The 14,725-nt window shown below is 63.3% G+C and carries 11 protein-coding genes and 1 pseudogene; 5 read left to right on the forward strand and 7 right to left on the reverse strand.

Translation table 11 applies throughout. From position 1 onward, the window contains the following. The 6 genes from B5V03_RS28650 to B5V03_RS28675 all read right to left on the reverse strand — a co-directional run bounded on the left by B5V03_RS28650 (position 1) and on the right by B5V03_RS28675 (position 5,036). Positions 1 to 708, reverse strand: a complete 708-nt coding sequence (locus B5V03_RS28650; RefSeq protein ID WP_245502366.1) for a type IV secretion system protein — start codon at positions 706 to 708, stop codon at positions 1 to 3. A gap of 11 nt (positions 709 to 719) precedes the next feature. Then, the gene (locus B5V03_RS28655; RefSeq protein WP_129273730.1) at positions 720 to 3,086 is read right to left on the reverse strand and encodes a VirB4 family type IV secretion/conjugal transfer ATPase; all 2,367 of its coding nucleotides are present in this window, start codon (positions 3,084 to 3,086) and stop codon (positions 720 to 722) included. Continuing rightward, positions 3,079 to 3,417 (reverse strand): type IV secretion system protein VirB3, encoded by a 339-nt coding sequence (locus B5V03_RS28660; protein ID WP_129273731.1) that lies wholly within the window; start codon positions 3,415 to 3,417, stop codon positions 3,079 to 3,081. Before B5V03_RS28660 ends, B5V03_RS28655 begins: the two co-directional genes overlap by 8 nt. Beyond that, positions 3,417 to 3,713: a TrbC/VirB2 family protein gene (locus B5V03_RS28665; protein ID WP_009859429.1), complete on the reverse strand. Its 297-nt coding sequence runs from the start codon at positions 3,711 to 3,713 to the stop codon at positions 3,417 to 3,419. Before B5V03_RS28665 ends, B5V03_RS28660 begins: the two co-directional genes overlap by 1 nt. Before the next feature lie 78 nt (positions 3,714 to 3,791). Then, entirely contained in the window at positions 3,792 to 4,361 is a 570-nt protein-coding gene (locus B5V03_RS28670) for a type IV secretion protein (protein WP_129273732.1), read from the reverse strand. Between the two features lie 39 nt (positions 4,362 to 4,400). Further along, entirely contained in the window at positions 4,401 to 5,036 is a 636-nt protein-coding gene (locus B5V03_RS28675) for an acyl-homoserine-lactone synthase (protein ID WP_129273733.1), read from the reverse strand. A 425-nt stretch (positions 5,037 to 5,461) separates the two neighbouring features. On the opposite strand from B5V03_RS28675, the gene B5V03_RS28680 reads away from it, so the two are divergent. Then, positions 5,462 to 6,193 carry an autoinducer binding domain-containing protein gene (locus B5V03_RS28680; protein ID WP_129273734.1) on the forward strand — a complete coding sequence of 244 codons (732 nt, stop codon included), beginning with the start codon at positions 5,462 to 5,464 and terminating at the stop codon, positions 6,191 to 6,193. 78 nt (positions 6,194 to 6,271) lie between these two features. Here the strand turns inward: B5V03_RS28680 and B5V03_RS28685 are convergent, their stop codons facing one another. Next, positions 6,272 to 6,529: a WGR domain-containing protein gene (locus B5V03_RS28685; protein ID WP_129273735.1), complete on the reverse strand. Its 258-nt coding sequence runs from the start codon at positions 6,527 to 6,529 to the stop codon at positions 6,272 to 6,274. A gap of 650 nt (positions 6,530 to 7,179) precedes the next feature. Here B5V03_RS28685 and B5V03_RS41725 point away from each other — a divergent pair. The 4 genes and pseudogenes from B5V03_RS41725 to B5V03_RS28700 all read left to right on the forward strand — a co-directional run bounded on the left by B5V03_RS41725 (position 7,180) and on the right by B5V03_RS28700 (position 14,596). Next, on the forward strand, positions 7,180 to 7,356 hold the full coding sequence (locus tag B5V03_RS41725) for a hypothetical protein (RefSeq protein WP_028143687.1): 177 nt from the start codon (positions 7,180 to 7,182) through the stop codon (positions 7,354 to 7,356). A 205-nt stretch (positions 7,357 to 7,561) separates the two neighbouring features. Continuing rightward, the gene (locus B5V03_RS28690; RefSeq protein ID WP_129273850.1) at positions 7,562 to 8,521 is read left to right on the forward strand and encodes a DUF3991 and toprim domain-containing protein; all 960 of its coding nucleotides are present in this window, start codon (positions 7,562 to 7,564) and stop codon (positions 8,519 to 8,521) included. Positions 8,522 to 8,718: 197 nt separating this feature from the next. Next, entirely contained in the window at positions 8,719 to 9,324 is a 606-nt protein-coding gene (locus B5V03_RS28695) for a DUF1419 domain-containing protein (protein WP_129273736.1), read from the forward strand. A gap of 168 nt (positions 9,325 to 9,492) precedes the next feature. Further along, a pseudogene (locus B5V03_RS28700) lies at positions 9,493 to 14,596 on the forward strand (N-6 DNA methylase). Positions 14,597 to 14,725 lie beyond the last annotated feature (129 nt).

The following is a 14,725-nucleotide window of genomic DNA, read 5'->3' on the forward strand; positions in this document are numbered from 1 at the left end:
TCATTGCAGGGCCGCCTTCATTTCATCGATGAGTTGTCGCCGTCTCTCCCGCTCCCGCTGCCCGTCCATCTCCGCGCGGGCCTGCTGGATCATCGCGAGGCCCTGCATCCGGAGCACATCGTTCTGCAGCAGCGCCTGTTCGGCCTGCAGCCGGGCCGATAAATCCAATGTCTCCTTGACGTCGGTCGCCGTGCTGATGCGAGTTCTGAGTTCCTCGAGCGCGTCGATACGCTGCGAAGCCGCGTCATAGACCGCTTGGCCCATGGAGTGCTTGGCGCCGGTCTGCCGCGCGATCCGGTCGAGCTCGCTCTGGTAATAGGAATTGCCGCTGTTACCGGCATAAGCACGGTTCTGCGACAGATAATGGTTGATCGCGTCGGCGAAGTTGCCGCCACCCTGCCCGGCGACGAGACGTTCGATGTCTGAGAATTGTTGGGGCAGAGTTTTCCGGAACTGCGGTGTGTTCAAGAGCGACCCGATATCGTTGGCGTTGGTCCGCTTGTTGAAGCTGTCATAGAGCTGCTTGGCCTGGTTCAATTGATCCTGCGCCACCTTGAGCTGCGACGTCAGGGTATCGACCTGCTTCTTGAGTTCGGTCAGTTGCTCAAACTGCCGCGCAAAGACGTTCGGGTCGAACACAATCTCGGCTGCAGCCGGAGACGCCATCAGGAGGGCCGCGACTGACGCGGAGGCAAACATCCCCGACATGCGCTCAACTATCATCGGACTTTCCTCCGCTCCGCGTGAAATACTGGCAGCCACCGGGCCGGATCGTCGCCGACCTCGCTACGAATGCGATCGAGCAGTTCGACCGTTTCCGTCCGGCCCGACAGCACGGCGAGTGCGTCGTCGAAGCCGCTGAGATCAAGTTCGGCCACCACCGAGTTGTGGCCTTGCTTGAGCAGGAACCGCCGGCTTTCGGGCGCGAGCTCCTCCTTGATCAGGCGGAATTCAGTCTCGGTCAGATGAAAGCCGTCGACATAGTCCGACCGCGTTCCCCGCGCATTCGGCAGGAAGATTTGCGTCGGGCATTGCTCGACAATGGTATGTGCGATCGGCGAGGCCAGCGCATCGCGTGGCGACTGCGTGCCGAACACCATGACGCCGTTCTGCTTGCGGATGGTTTTCAGCTTGTTGTTGGCGAGATCACGAAATGCCTCGTCGCCGAGCGCCTTCCAGAACTCGTCGATGTCGATGATCAGGCGCCGGCCGTCGATCAGCCGCTCGACCCGATGGAAGAGATACATCATCAGCGGCGTGCGAACGGCCGGATGATTCAGGAGATCGGTCATGTCGAAGCCGATGAACCGGGCCTCTAGCCCGATGGCATCCTGCTCGCCATCGAGCACCCAGCCGAAAGGCGCGCCACGGCACCATCTCTCTAACCGGGCACCAATGCCCTCGCGGTCCTGCTGGCCAAGAAAGGCTCGCAGCGCCCCGAACGAGCGTTCCGCTTGCCGGAGATGACCAAGAGCGCGCAATCCGGAATCGATCTGCTCCTCCTCGGTCACCGTCAGTGGCCGGTTTTCCGGCGTGACGAGTTTCCGGATAAGTGCGCCGAGAAAGGACAGATTCGCTGGCGTCAGCTCCAGCGCCTTGAGCGGCGCGCAGCCGGTTGCAACGCCGTTGTGGAGCGTCAGATAGGCCCCTCCGGCAGCGCGTACGAAGAGTTCTGCGCCACGGTCCTTGTCGAAGAAGACGTAAGTGGCGCCAAGCCGCTCGGCCTGCGACAGCAGGAAGTTCTGCACGACGGTCTTGCCGGACCCGGACGGGCCGCAGATGAAGGTGTTGCCGAGATCGCCGTGATGGAACGAGAAGTAGAACGGCGAGCCTGACGCGGTCTTGAGCATCGCAACAGCCGGCCCCCAATGGTTGCCGGCAGCCCTTCCGGTGGGATAGGTGTGGAACGGGGAAAACGCCGCGAAATTGCGTGAGCTGATCGCTCCAGTTCGTGCCCGATACTTGAACAGTCCGGGGAGCTGCGCCCAATAAGCCGCTTCAAGTCCAAGATCTTCGCGCGCGACCACGCTACCGGCGTCGGCCAGTGCGCGCCGCGCCACGCTCATGTGGTCCTGTAGCTGGGAAGGCGTCTCCGCATAGATCAGCAGCGAGAGGTGATGATCGCCGAGCGCGAACCTATTGGATTCGAGATCGTCCAGCGCGTCAGCGAGCTCGTCGATCTGCGAGGCCGCCGGATCCTGCGCCGAGACCAGCTGGTTCTGCTTGCGCGTCAGAACGGTCTTGGCGTCGGCTTTTGAGAGAAACGCAAAAGATTGAGTGAGGATGATCTCAAAGGGCGCGGACAGCAGTGCGTTCAGCAGCCCAGGCCGGGTGGACGCCGGATATTCCTTGATCCCGAACATGCCAGCGAAGCGCGATCCGCCGGCACCCCGGATTTCGATGGCTTCGCGGCCGAAGATGACACGGTTTGAATAGAGCGCGGGGCCGATCGGCCCTTGCGGCAATGGGGCCGGCATCCACTCCCCGCTTGTGATGGCGTGGAGCAGTTCCATCGGTTCTGAAAAGACGACGCCGTCGCGCTCAACCAATCCAAGGGTGTGGGCACCGTAGCGCTCCAGTGCCGCGACCATGTCGCGCCTGGCATCCTCGAGCCGCTTCAAGGCGTCGCTGTCGACTTCGACGGATTGCGCAGCGCGTCGGCCAAGCTGCTTGAAGAACGCCGCGGCGACGTCCGTGGTGGCGCGGCCGGGATGCCAGACCAGCGTCAGATAAAGATCGTTGCGAAAGAGCGCTTCGTTGCGAAGCCGTTCGCGATATTGTGCGTCAAGCGCGGCCGCAAATGGCGAGCGAAACGCACCAGCCGGATAGTCTGACGTCCGGCGGCGCATTAGATGGGTCCATAGCGCCAGCCGTGGATCCGCCACGTTGCGCAGCGTGAGGTTCAGCTTGGCGTGAAGGTCGTTCAGATCCGCCGTCTCGGCGGTTTCGAACGAAGTGCCGTCAAGCCTGATCACCGTGAGCAGCGCTCGTGTCGTGAGACTGATCACCGTATCCGTCACATGCCGGCCGAACGGCAGGTACACGTCTGGCCCGATCTCTCGGGTCTTCAGCGCTGCGTTACGCATAGCCAAGGTCTCTTGTTCGATATCGCCGAACGAGCTTGAGCGGCGTGCAGGACGATCCGCCCCAAAATGACGCGTTGCGCGTGCGCCCTCGCGTCTCGATCAAGGCAAGCAGAATCCGGAACATGTTAGGGTCGTGCCGGCAGATGATGCGGCAAAGGCCATGGATCGGGACCGCGACCAAGCCGTAGAGAATGCTGCCAGCTACTAGAAACAGGATGCAGGAAAACATCACGTTGAGCGCCATAGCCTCCATCGTGACGCCGGCGACCATGGCCGGACGCGTGCAGGCCAGGAACAAGGTGTCCTCCGTGAGACGCGCGGCCTCGGTCATTAATGACCCCCAGTCAAGGTCGAAACCACCTCGGAGGCGCCGAACGTGATGGCGACGCCGAGCACGACATAGGCCGCCTTGCGCAGATCGAGATACCCGAACATCCAGGCGATGCCGACGATAATGACCGCTAGCGTCGCCAGCAGGCGGGCGACGTTGCCGGTCAGCATGTTGACGATGTTTTGCAGCACGCCTTCGATGTTCGCCGTCTGCGCGAACGCCGGCTCAACCAAGGCGACGCTGAGAACGGCGCCCAAGCAAAGGAGGGCAGCGGAGTGTTTAACAGGAGAAGTCATGGCACGGCTCCGATTGGCACTGCAGCCGGACCCCAGCAGCCCGGACCGCGGCAGTGAGTTGAGAAAAAACGGCGATCCTCATCGTTCGTAAACAAAGGCTGACGTGCCTATTCCCGAGCGATAAACGTCCCAGGGCCGGCGCTCGCTGGTAGAGGCTGCGGGTGGATTGATCGCCGTATCGCCGGTGGGGCGATCGCGACCGGTGGTCGCCATCGGCTCGATACGAGGCTCCGAGACTTGACTGGAAGCCTTCGGCGCGAAGCTCGCGACAACCTCGGCAAACGCCTGGTCGCGGTCTGCGCGTTTTAGGCTCGCCGCTTGCAGTCTCGCATCGAACAATCTGCCAAGCCCGGCAATGTGCTGGCACGCATCGAAGGTGGTACTAGCCGTTAGCCCGGCCTTCCGTGTTTCCTCCGCATCAAGTTGACCGAGACCCGTTCGGACCTTCTGACCGGAGGCGATGGCCTCGGTCGCGAGCTGGATGGCTTCGTCACGATCAGTGGCCTGAATCGGAATTGGTTTGCGTCCTTCAATCGTGATGAGCAGCGGCTCGAACGAGCTTGCCTGCCGCACGATTGCCGTCAGCGGCCGGACCATTGCCGTCGGGGCGCATCGCTCGGCCAGAGCTGCGAATGCAGCTGGATCCATGGTTGAGAGCCTTCTTGTCAGGAACTGAGAGGTTGGATGCTAGGCTGCGATCGCCAGGCTTGATGGTGCGTCAATTGCACGCCCTGAAATCTGCCCGGCCGCTCGGATCGCGCCGAGAGCCTCCTTAGTGATCGGCAACAAACCGGCGACGGCTTTGGTCGAGCCGATTTGGCGAGGCATGCCGAGGCGATCGAGCCGCCATCCGGCCCGGCGCAGGATGCGTTCCATGCGCAGGTCAGTGACTGTTGCGATGGCCTGAAGATTGTGCTGCTGCCCCCATTCGATCATGGCTGCAAACAGCAGGAATGTCGCTTTGTGCAGACCATTCTCTGCTGTTGCCGCCGCACTTTTGGTGTCAACGCAGAAGCGCGAGCTCTCCCAAATTCTGGCCGCCCTCGGCGCCGCGTTACCATCGAGCAACACCGGGAACGTATCGGCCAGCATATTGCGTCCGGTGGTGGGCAGCAGGCGAACACAGCCCACAACGTCGTTCTGCTCGAGTGCCAGGAGATAAGTTGGCTTGAAGGTGTCGTACTGATCGATCTCCAATCCGTCGTAGACAGAGACGTCCCAGTCGAGCCGTTCCTTGAATACACGCCCTCGCAGGCGGTGCATTCCCATTGCCAGTTCAGAATCCTGCAGAAGCGCCGCACGCGTGCGAACAATGACCTTCATTCTTAACCTCAAAGTTACGAATCACAGCTTCGAGATCAAGAAAGCAGGCGCGATCACAATGTTGCGCTGTCAGTTCTGACAGGGCGCTTATGGATCTGTTGGGTGGCGAACCGTATTCGCAAGGCACGGCTATCCGCGCGCGCACTTTGGAAACTGTATAAGTTCCGTGATGCGCAGGTCTGACAGCGCAGGGAATGAAATTCCTTAGCCTCTACCAAGTGGAGAAAATATTCTGCTTTGAGTGGCTGCAGTCGGAGGTTGTTCTCCTCCGTCGTATGTGCGCGTTGCTGCTGTAGTTTGACAGGGCGATATCGAATTGTTCGTGCCGCAAAGCTGCCGCAACGTCGCAATACATGCCTGCACGTGGAGCGCGAATCATCAGAATATTCGCGTTGTGGGAACTAAGAAAAGACTGAAGTGGCGCAATGAAAGATGTCAAAAGAGCATGCGATGAATTCGTCGATTGTCTGCACGCTGCCCATACGGAAGATGATTTTGGGCGTGTTGCGGAACGAGCTGCGCATGCCCTGGGATTCCGGTGGTTTGCCTATTTTGGTCAGCGCGCCAATGGCCCCATTCTGATCTCATCCTATCCGAAGAGCTGGACCAGCCACTATTTTCGCGAAGGCTATCACAACATCGATCCCGTTCTTCAGGAGCCGCGAAACACGAGCCGTGTGTTCCTGTGGGATGGACGTGAGGCGCGAAGCGCAAAGTCGGCGAAAGAGCGCCGCCTGTTCGATGATGCGCTCAGCTTCAAGATCAGGACCGGCCTGACCATTCGCATTCCCTCAAGCCAAAACCAGTTCGCGGCGTTTACGCTGGCGGTGGACGAGCGCAGCCTGGGACTCGAACGTTTCATCGAGACCTCGCAGGACATGTTGGAAATGATAGGGCACACATACCATGCACATGTGAGTGCCGCTAGAATTGGATGCACGATCCCGAACGAGCAGCAGGGTTGCGCGCTGACTCAGCGCGAGCGGCAGTGTCTCGGTTGGATTTCTGACGGCAAGACAATGCAAGATGTAGCTGAGCTTCTCGGTATCAAACCGCGAGGCGTGAAGTTTCACCTGGACAATGCCAGGCGAAATCTCGCTGCATCGACCCTTCCACACGCTGTGGCGCTTGCGTTTCGACAGGGATTGCTCCCGTAAGCGCAAAACAGCTGTTCGGCTTGTAAAGAAGTTCGAAAATCGACGGTTCAATCAGGATGGTAGGTTGGGCGGCTGCATTCAAGACGCGGGAGTCTTTGGAGCATAACCACGGCGTGCTTTGCGGACGAGCCAAGCCTCGAGCGCTTCGACGGCCTGGACCCTCCCGGCAAACAGATCCATCCGCCGGCGGCCGCGTTGGCCCAGACGTCCCCATTCGCGCACCAATGCCGTATCACCGAACAGAGTCGGTTCGATCGTGAGGACATAGAACCTGGCCATATTGCGGGCCGGATCGCAACGTTGGAGCACGAGGTATGGCACCGTGAGTTCGGACATGCGCAAGAATCGCACCTGTCGAAACCGCCGTCCAATTAAGATATCGAATCGATCAGGCCTATCGATTCAGAAGTTTAATACCGGTGCTGAAAGCCATTGAGGGTGCTCAGCGAGCGGTTTCGGAAAATATATCGGCTGTTGTGCGCCTCCGACTGCGAAGAAAGTGGGCGTCGCCCTGCGGGCCGGGCTGGAGGCTGCGCTGAAGCCCGGCGAGCGGGTCTTCCCCCCTTACGGGCTGCCATCCCTGACGCGAAACGGCCCGAGTCCCCGAACAAGACAGCTGCTGAGTCATCGAAAGCTGCCGTATATTCGCGTCGGACCTTTCGCAGAGCAACCTCCAGGTGGGCAAATCCACTTTCGCTCCCGACAAAAGGACGGCGGCAGTTCTCGCTGTTAATCAGACTAACACTGCGTCCGCTGGACGAAAGATGTGCGCGCTGGCTCGCCATACTTTTCGGTGATGGACCAACCCCGCTCTCGAATGGGCTTTCCTTGGTTCTGGTGCGGCCTTCCACGATCAACCCGCAAGGGGTTCGCTACGCAAGCGTGCGACCTCTTCGGCTTCGCCTGCGAGGTGACCGCAGCCATCCCCGAACACGTCGGCGCCTGTCGAGCGGGGATGGTCCCCGCCGCAAGACGGGAGCCTTTCGATGTCGCACGATCTCACCCTCGCTCAGAACCACGCTTTCGATCTGGCCCGCACGCTGATGGTGCCGGTCATCCTTTTCCAGGCTGAGAGCGAATTCGGTGTGATGGTCTCCAGCGAATACGACGGCGACCAGGACGCCATCGTCCATGAATACGACCCCTGGTGCCCGGCTCATTGAGCCGGGTGACCGGCTGCCGCTGGCGCCATGCCGGCTGCAAGGGAAGCTACGCCGCGCCCAGCTATCTGACGAATTCGACAGCTTGTACGCGCGCCCTTGCATTCGGCAGGCTTCGCGGCCGGTCGGGGATGTGCCGCAAGGCCAGGACCAAGTGGACCAACAGAAGAAGGGGCCGGTTGTCGCCTACGCGACGCCGGTGCAAACAATGGACAAGAGAGAAATCGAAGAGCTGCGCAAAAACGTTGGCTGCGCAGCCCTGCTGGAGAAAGACGGCTGGAAGGTCGATCTCAAGGAAAGTACCCGCCGTGCGATCAAGTATCGCCGCGACACCAACATCATCATCGTCATCCACCAGGGTCGCGGCTGGTTCGATCCCCTCTCGACGGCGAAGGGGGACGTGTTTTTGCTCGCCCAACATCTTGGCGCCGTTGGATTCGCTGACGCGTGTGATCGTGTTTCCGGCGTCGTCGGCTTCGTGCCCAGCGCGCCCGCCTGGCGGCCGACCGCAAGGCCAAAACCGCTCGCCTCGATCGCGCAGCGTTGGCGTCGCCGATCGGAACCTCGGCCCGGCTCCGCGAGCTGGCGCTACCTGGTCGACGAGCGGCATATCCCCGAACGGATTTTCGCCGCCGCCATTGCCGAAGGACGACTTCGCGAGGGCCCGCAAGGCAGCATGTGGGCGGCACACAGCAATTCGGTCGGCGTCATCACTGGCTGGGAGGAGCGTGGCCCGAGCTGGCGCGGGTTTGCGACGGGCGGTGCGAAAGAGCTGTTCCGCCTGGGTTCCGTGGATTCCTTGCGCATCTGTGTGACGGAAGCCGCAGTCGATGCGATGAGCCTCGCCGCTATCGAAGAGCTGCGTGATGACACTCTGTATATCAGCACGGGCGGGGGATGGGCGCCTGCGACAGAGACGGCGATCCGCGCTTTGGCCGGGCGCGCCAATGCCCTCATTGTCGCCGCGACCGATAACAATCGGCAGGGCGAAGTCTACGCCCGTCGGATTCGGGAGATCGCGGACCAGGCCGGCTCTCGTTTCCTGCGGTCGCAGCCGCGCACCGACGATTGGAACGAGGACCTCTGCGCCGCCCGAATCGGAGGTCGACAGGAAGGCACGGCATGGTCCCGTGCTGTATGTCGTCTGCGGGAAGGCGAACGAATATGAGGAATGAGAAAAAGCGAGGATCGCTGCCGCATGCCCGGCCGGCGCGTCAAGGGTGAAGCTTCGCCCGCGTGCCGCGGCCCTTGACCCACCGGACCGGAGAGGCGGCTGCCGAGGAGGTGTGACGAAGGACTGAAGTGATGAGGAGATCAGGCGGATCGCTCGCGCTTCAGCCCGGTCAGGCTGAAAAGGAGCCGCCGATGCACACCTCCCCTATCATTCGCAAAATCTTCGAAGGCCTCGCCACGCGCCCTGAGATGTACCGTATGTTCCACCGCCATCGCGGCGATCCGGCAATGGCCGAAGGCGACGCCCCGCATCTCTTTGCGGGCGAGTGGTTCGAGATCGCGGAATGCGATCATGATTATATGCTCGAGATCCTGCCGCCGCTATGGATGCGCGCCGACATGTTCGCGATGCGCGAATTCATGACTGGCAGGGTCACCAGCATCTTCTTCGCGCTCACCATCGACGGCAGGCGGCGCTGGTTCCACGGCTATTGCGACTTGTCTGACCGGGGGTCGCCGGAGCGGATGAAGGCGGCGATCATCGAGCGCGAATCGCGGCCGGTCCGCGCCATGACGCGCGACGAGCGGCTCGAGCACATCTGGTCGAGCACGCATGAGGACTATCGCGGCTATGCCAGCGAGCGCTGGCCCACGACCATGCGCGGTCGCCGCACCGTGCTCGTCTACACGGGCCAGCGCGGCACCATCCTGAAGCTTCTCGACGACCTCACCGAGGCGGAGATCGCGGCCAAGCTGCCGGTGCAGCTGCGCCATCTGCCGGAGAGGGTCGCTGCCTAGCCTGCCCTTCCCTTCCCGACCTGCGAGCAGCCCGGCCACACGCCGGGCTTCGCATTTCCGCACCCGGCCCTGGCGCCGGCTCTCCGTCAATCCCGCAAGCGCCCATGCCGTCCGTCGCAGCTCGCGGCGGCGGACGGCTGCGCGCGCCCAGCAGAAGGACATTTCCAAATGGCGCATGACGATCCATTCACCCTCGGCCTCTTCGGCAACACCGCCCTTTCGTCGGACCTCGGCCTTGGCGTTACCGCGTTCGGCCACGATCCCGGCGGCGCCGACGATCATGATGACGATCCGCCGCCGTCGCCGTCGGTCCCCGCAGGGCCGGCGGTCTCGTCGACGCAGCCCTCCCCGGCCGGCTCGCGCAAGCGCGGCGACAATTTCTACCTTGCTGATGCGCGCGGCCTCGCAAGGAACTGGAAGCAGCGCGCCCGCGACAATGTCGCGGCGGTCCGGCTCGCCGCCCAGATCGCGGCCGAGAAGCGGGCCGCGACTGTTGAGGAGCAGCGGCAACTGATCCGCTTTACCGGGTTTGGCGCGTCGGAGCTTGCCAATGGCATCTTCCGCCGGCCGGGCGAAACCGAGTTCGCGAAGGGCTGGGACGAGATCGGCGCCGACCTGCAGGATGCGGTCGGTGATGCCGACTACGCCTCGCTCGCGCGCTGCACGCAGTACGCCCATTTCACGCCGGAGTTCATCGTGCGGGCGATCTGGGCGGCATTGCTGCGGCTCGGCTGGCGCGGCGGACGTGTGCTCGAGCCTGGGATCGGCACTGGCCTGTTTCCGGCACTGATGCCCGAAGCGCTACGCCATGTCTCGCACGTTACTGGCATCGAGCTCGATCCCGTCACGGCGCGCATCGCGCGGCTGCTGCAGCCGCGGGCGCGGATTGTCACCGGCGATTTCGCGCGCGCCGATCTACCGGCGAGGTTCGACCTTGCGATCGGCAATCCGCCCTTCTCCGATCGCACCGTCCGTTCGGATCGCGCCCTGCGCTCGCAAGGCCTGCGCCTCCACGACTTTTTTCTCGTCAAGGCGATCAAGCTGTTGAAGCCGGGCGGCCTCGCCGCCTTCGTCACCTCGCACGGCACGATGGACAAGGTGGATGGCTCCGCGCGCGAGCTGATCGCCAAGGATGCCGATCTCCTCGGTGCGATCCGTTTGCCGGAAGGCAGCTTCCGCGCCGATGCCGGCACCGACGTCGTGGTCGACATCCTGTTCTTCCGCCGGCGCAAGCACGGCGAGCTGGAGGGCGACCTGTCCTGGCTCGACGTCGAGGAGGTGCGCCCGGCGACCGATGACGACGGCGCCATTCGCGTCAATCGCTGGTTTGCGCGCCATCCTGGCCTTGTGCTCGGCGCGCACGCGCTGACCTCCGGTCCGTTCGGAGAGACCTACACCTGTCTTTCCAAGGCCGGCGAGGACCTCGCGCCCGTACTGGCCGAGGCGATCACCCTCCTTCCCGACGCCATCTATGACGGCGAACCAGAGGTGATCGACTCTGACGGCGAGGACGAGGTCGTGCCGGCGAAGCCGGATAGCTCCGCGAGCCTCACGGCGCGCGAGGGCAGCTATCTCCTCGATCACCGGCTAGGCCTGATGCAGATCCTCGATGGTGAGCCAGTCCCTGTTGCGGTGCGCAAGGGCCGCAGCGCCGATGGCATTCCGGAAAAGCATGCCCGGATCATCCAGAAACTGATCCCGATCCGCGATGCGGTGCGCGAGACGCTGAAATGCCAGGAGCTCGACCGGCCGTGGAAGGACGCGCAGGTCAGGTTGCGCATCGCCTGGTCGAACTTCGTCCGCGCCTTCGGCCCGATCAACACGACCGTCGTCTCGACGACGGAAGACCCGGAAACCGGCGAAGTCCGCGAGACCCATCGCCGGCCGAACCTCCAGCCTTTCCTCGATGATCCCCGACTGCTGGCTGGTCGCGTCGATCGAGGACTACGATCTCGAATCCGATACGGCGAGGCCGGGCCCGATCTTCACCGAGCGGGTGATCGCCCCGCCGGCGCCGCCGATCATCACCAGCGCCGCCGACGCGCTGGCCGTCGTGCTCAACGAGCGCGGCCATGTCGATCCCGACCACATCGCCGAGCTCGTGCATCGCGATCGGGACGACGTCATCGCCGAGCTCGGCAGCGCCGTCTTCCGCGATCCGGCCGACGGCACCTGGCAGACCGCCGACGCCTATCTCTCAGGCGCCGTCCGATCGAAGCTCGCGGCGGCGGAGGCCGCGGCCGCGCTCGACCCCGAATATGGGCGCAATGTGGCGGCCCTGCGGGAGGTGCAACCCGTCGACCTCCGGCCATCAGACATCACGGCGCGGCTCGGGGCGCCGTGGATCCCCGCCGCCGATATCGTCGCTTTCGTCCACGAGACGATGGGTGCGGAGATCAAGATCCACCACATGCCGGAACTGGCGTCGTGGACCGTGGAAGCCCGGCAGCTCGGCTGGATGGCCGCCGGCACCTCCGAATGGGGCACCGAGCGGCGGCACGCCGGACAGCTTCTCTCCGATGCGCTCAATTCCTCGGTGCCCCAGATCTTCGACACCATCAAGGACGGCGATAGCGAGCGTCGTGTCCTCAATGTCGTCGATACCGAGGCGGCGAAGGAGAAGTTGCACAAGATCAAGGCCGCATTCCAGAACTGGATCTGGTCCGATCCGGATCGGACCGATCGCCTGGCGCGGGTCTATAATGACCGTTTCAACAACATCGTGCCGCGCGCTTTCGACGGCTCGCACCTGAAGCTGCCGGGCGCCTCGGGCGCGTTCGTTCTCTACGGACACCAGAAGCGCGGCATCTGGCGCATCATCGCTTCGGGCGCAACTTATCTCGCCCACGCCGTCGGCGCCGGCAAGACGATGACCATGGCGGCCGCCATCATGGAGCAGCGCCGTCTTGGCCTGATTGCCAAGGCCATGCTGGTCGTTCCCGGCCATTGCCTGGCGCAAGCCGCGCGTGAGTTCCTGGCGCTCTATCCGGGTGCCCGCATCCTCGTCGCCGACGAGACCAACTTCACCAAAGACAAGCGGCATCGCTTCCTGTCGCGCGCCGCGACCGCGACGTGGGACGCGATCATCATCACGCATTCGGCGTTTCGCTTCATTGGCGTGCCGTCCGCATTCGAGCAGCAGATGATCCAGGACGAGCTCGAGCTGTACGAGCAACTGCTGACCAAGGTCGAGAGCGAGGACCGTGTCTCGCGCAAGCGGCTTGAGCGGCTGAAGGAGGGCCTGAAGGAACGGCTCGAAGCACTCGCTACGCGCAAGGACGACCTCCTCACCCTCTCGGAGATCGGCGTCGACCAGATCATCGTCGATGAGGCGCAGGAGTTCCGCAAGCTGTCCTTCGCCACCAACATGTCGACGCTGAAGGGCGTCGACCCCAACGGCTCGCAGCGCGCCTGGGATCTCTATGTAAAGTCCCGCTTCATCGAAACAAAGAACCCCGGCCGGGCGCTGGTGCTCGCCTCCGGTACGCCGATCACCAACACGCTCGGCGAGATGTTCTCGGTGCAGCGCTATCTCGGCTACGCGGCGCTTCGGGATCGCGGCCTGCACGAGTTCGACGCCTGGGCCTCGACCTTCGGCGACGTCTCGACCGAGCTCGAGCTCCAGCCGTCCGGCAAGTACAAGCCGGTCACGCGCTTCGCGACTTTCGTGAACGTCCCCGAGCTGATCGCGATGTTCCGATCCTTCGCCGACGTGGTGATGCCGGAAGATCTACGGCAATATGTGAGGGTCCCGGCGATCTCGACGGGCAAGCGGCAGATCCTGACCGCAAAGCCAACCCCCGCCTTCAGGCGCTATCAGTCCCTGCTAGACGCGCGGATCAAGGCAATCGAGATGCGCGATCGGCCGCCCGAGCCGGGCGACGACATCCTGCTCTCCGTCATCACCGATGGCCGCCATGCGGCAATCGATTTGCGTCTGGTCGATCCAAGTAGCGACAACGAGCCGGACAACAAGCTGAACCTGCTCGTCGCCAACGCCTTCCGCATCTGGAAGGAGACATCGGAACACAGCTACGTGCGCGCCGACGGCAAGCTCTACGAGCTGCCAGGCGCCGCGCAGATGATCTTCTCTGATCTAGGCACCATCAGCGTGGAGAAGACACGCGGCTTCTCGGCCTATCGCTGGATCAGAGACGAGCTTGTCCGGATGGGCGTGCCGGCGTCCGAGATCGCCTTCATGCAGGACTTTAGGAAGTCCGAGGCCAAGCAGCGCCTGTTCGGCGACGTGCGCGCCGGCAAGGTCCGCTTCCTGATCGGCTCGTCCGACACGATGGGAACTGGCGTCAACGCGCAGCTTCGGCTCAAGGCGCTCCACCATCTCGACGTGCCGTGGCTGCCGTCGCAGATCGCGCAGCGCGAGGGTCGGATCGAGCGTCAGGGCAATCAGAACGATTTCATCGACATCTTTGCCTATGCCACGGAGGGGTCGCTCGACGCGAGCATGTGGCAGAACAACGAGCGCAAGGCCCGTTTCATCGCCGCGGCGCTCTCCGGCGACACGTCGATTCGTCGGCTCGAGGACCTCGGCGAAGGTCAGGCCAACCAGTTCGCGATGGCCAAGGCGATCGCCAGCGGCGACGAACGGCTGATGCAGAAGGCGGGACTGGAAGCCGACATCGCGCGGCTGGAACGTCTCCGCGCGGCGCATATCGACGATCATCACGCCGTCCGCCGGCAGATCCGCGACGCGGAGCGCGACATCGAGTTCTGCACGCGGCGGATCGCAGATGTCGGCAAGGATATTGAACGCTGCGTTGCGACGGCCGGCGACGCCTTCGCCGCGAGCGTGGCCGGCAAGCGCTATGTCGAGCGCAAGGAGGCCGGCCGCGCGCTGATGAAGGAGATCCTGACCCTCGTGCAGCTTCAGCAGGAGGGCGAGATTGTGATCGCCACGATCGGCGGCTTTGACCTCGCATATTCCGGCGAACGCTTCGGCCGCGACGGTTACCGCTACACCACCGTGCTGCTACGCACCGGCGCGGGAGCCGAGATCGAGCTGCCCGTCACGGTCACGCCGCTCGGCGCGATCTCGCGACTGGAGCATGCGCTCGACGATTTGGAGGGCGAGCGCGAGCGCTATCACCAGCGTCTCGCGGATACACGCCGCAGGCTCACCTCGTATCAGGCGCGCGAGGACGGCGACTTCGCCTTCGCCGCCGAGCTCAGGGAGAAGCGCCGTCGATTGGCGGAGGTGGAGAAGGCCCTTGCGAGCGATGTGGAGGGGAGCGGCGAGAACGCCATTGCAGCGTGATGAAGAAGGAAAGCCGCTCGCAGATCGGCCAAGCCGGCAACGCTGACGCTCAACCGCCGCCTGCGCGATCCCGGCCCGTCGTCCTTCGCAGGGCTTAAGAGCCCTGCTTGTCCGGCCGGACAGGGATGC

It is taken from the genome of Bradyrhizobium betae (assembly GCF_004123905.1).
Lineage (GTDB): Bacteria > Pseudomonadota > Alphaproteobacteria > Rhizobiales > Xanthobacteraceae > Bradyrhizobium > Bradyrhizobium betae_A.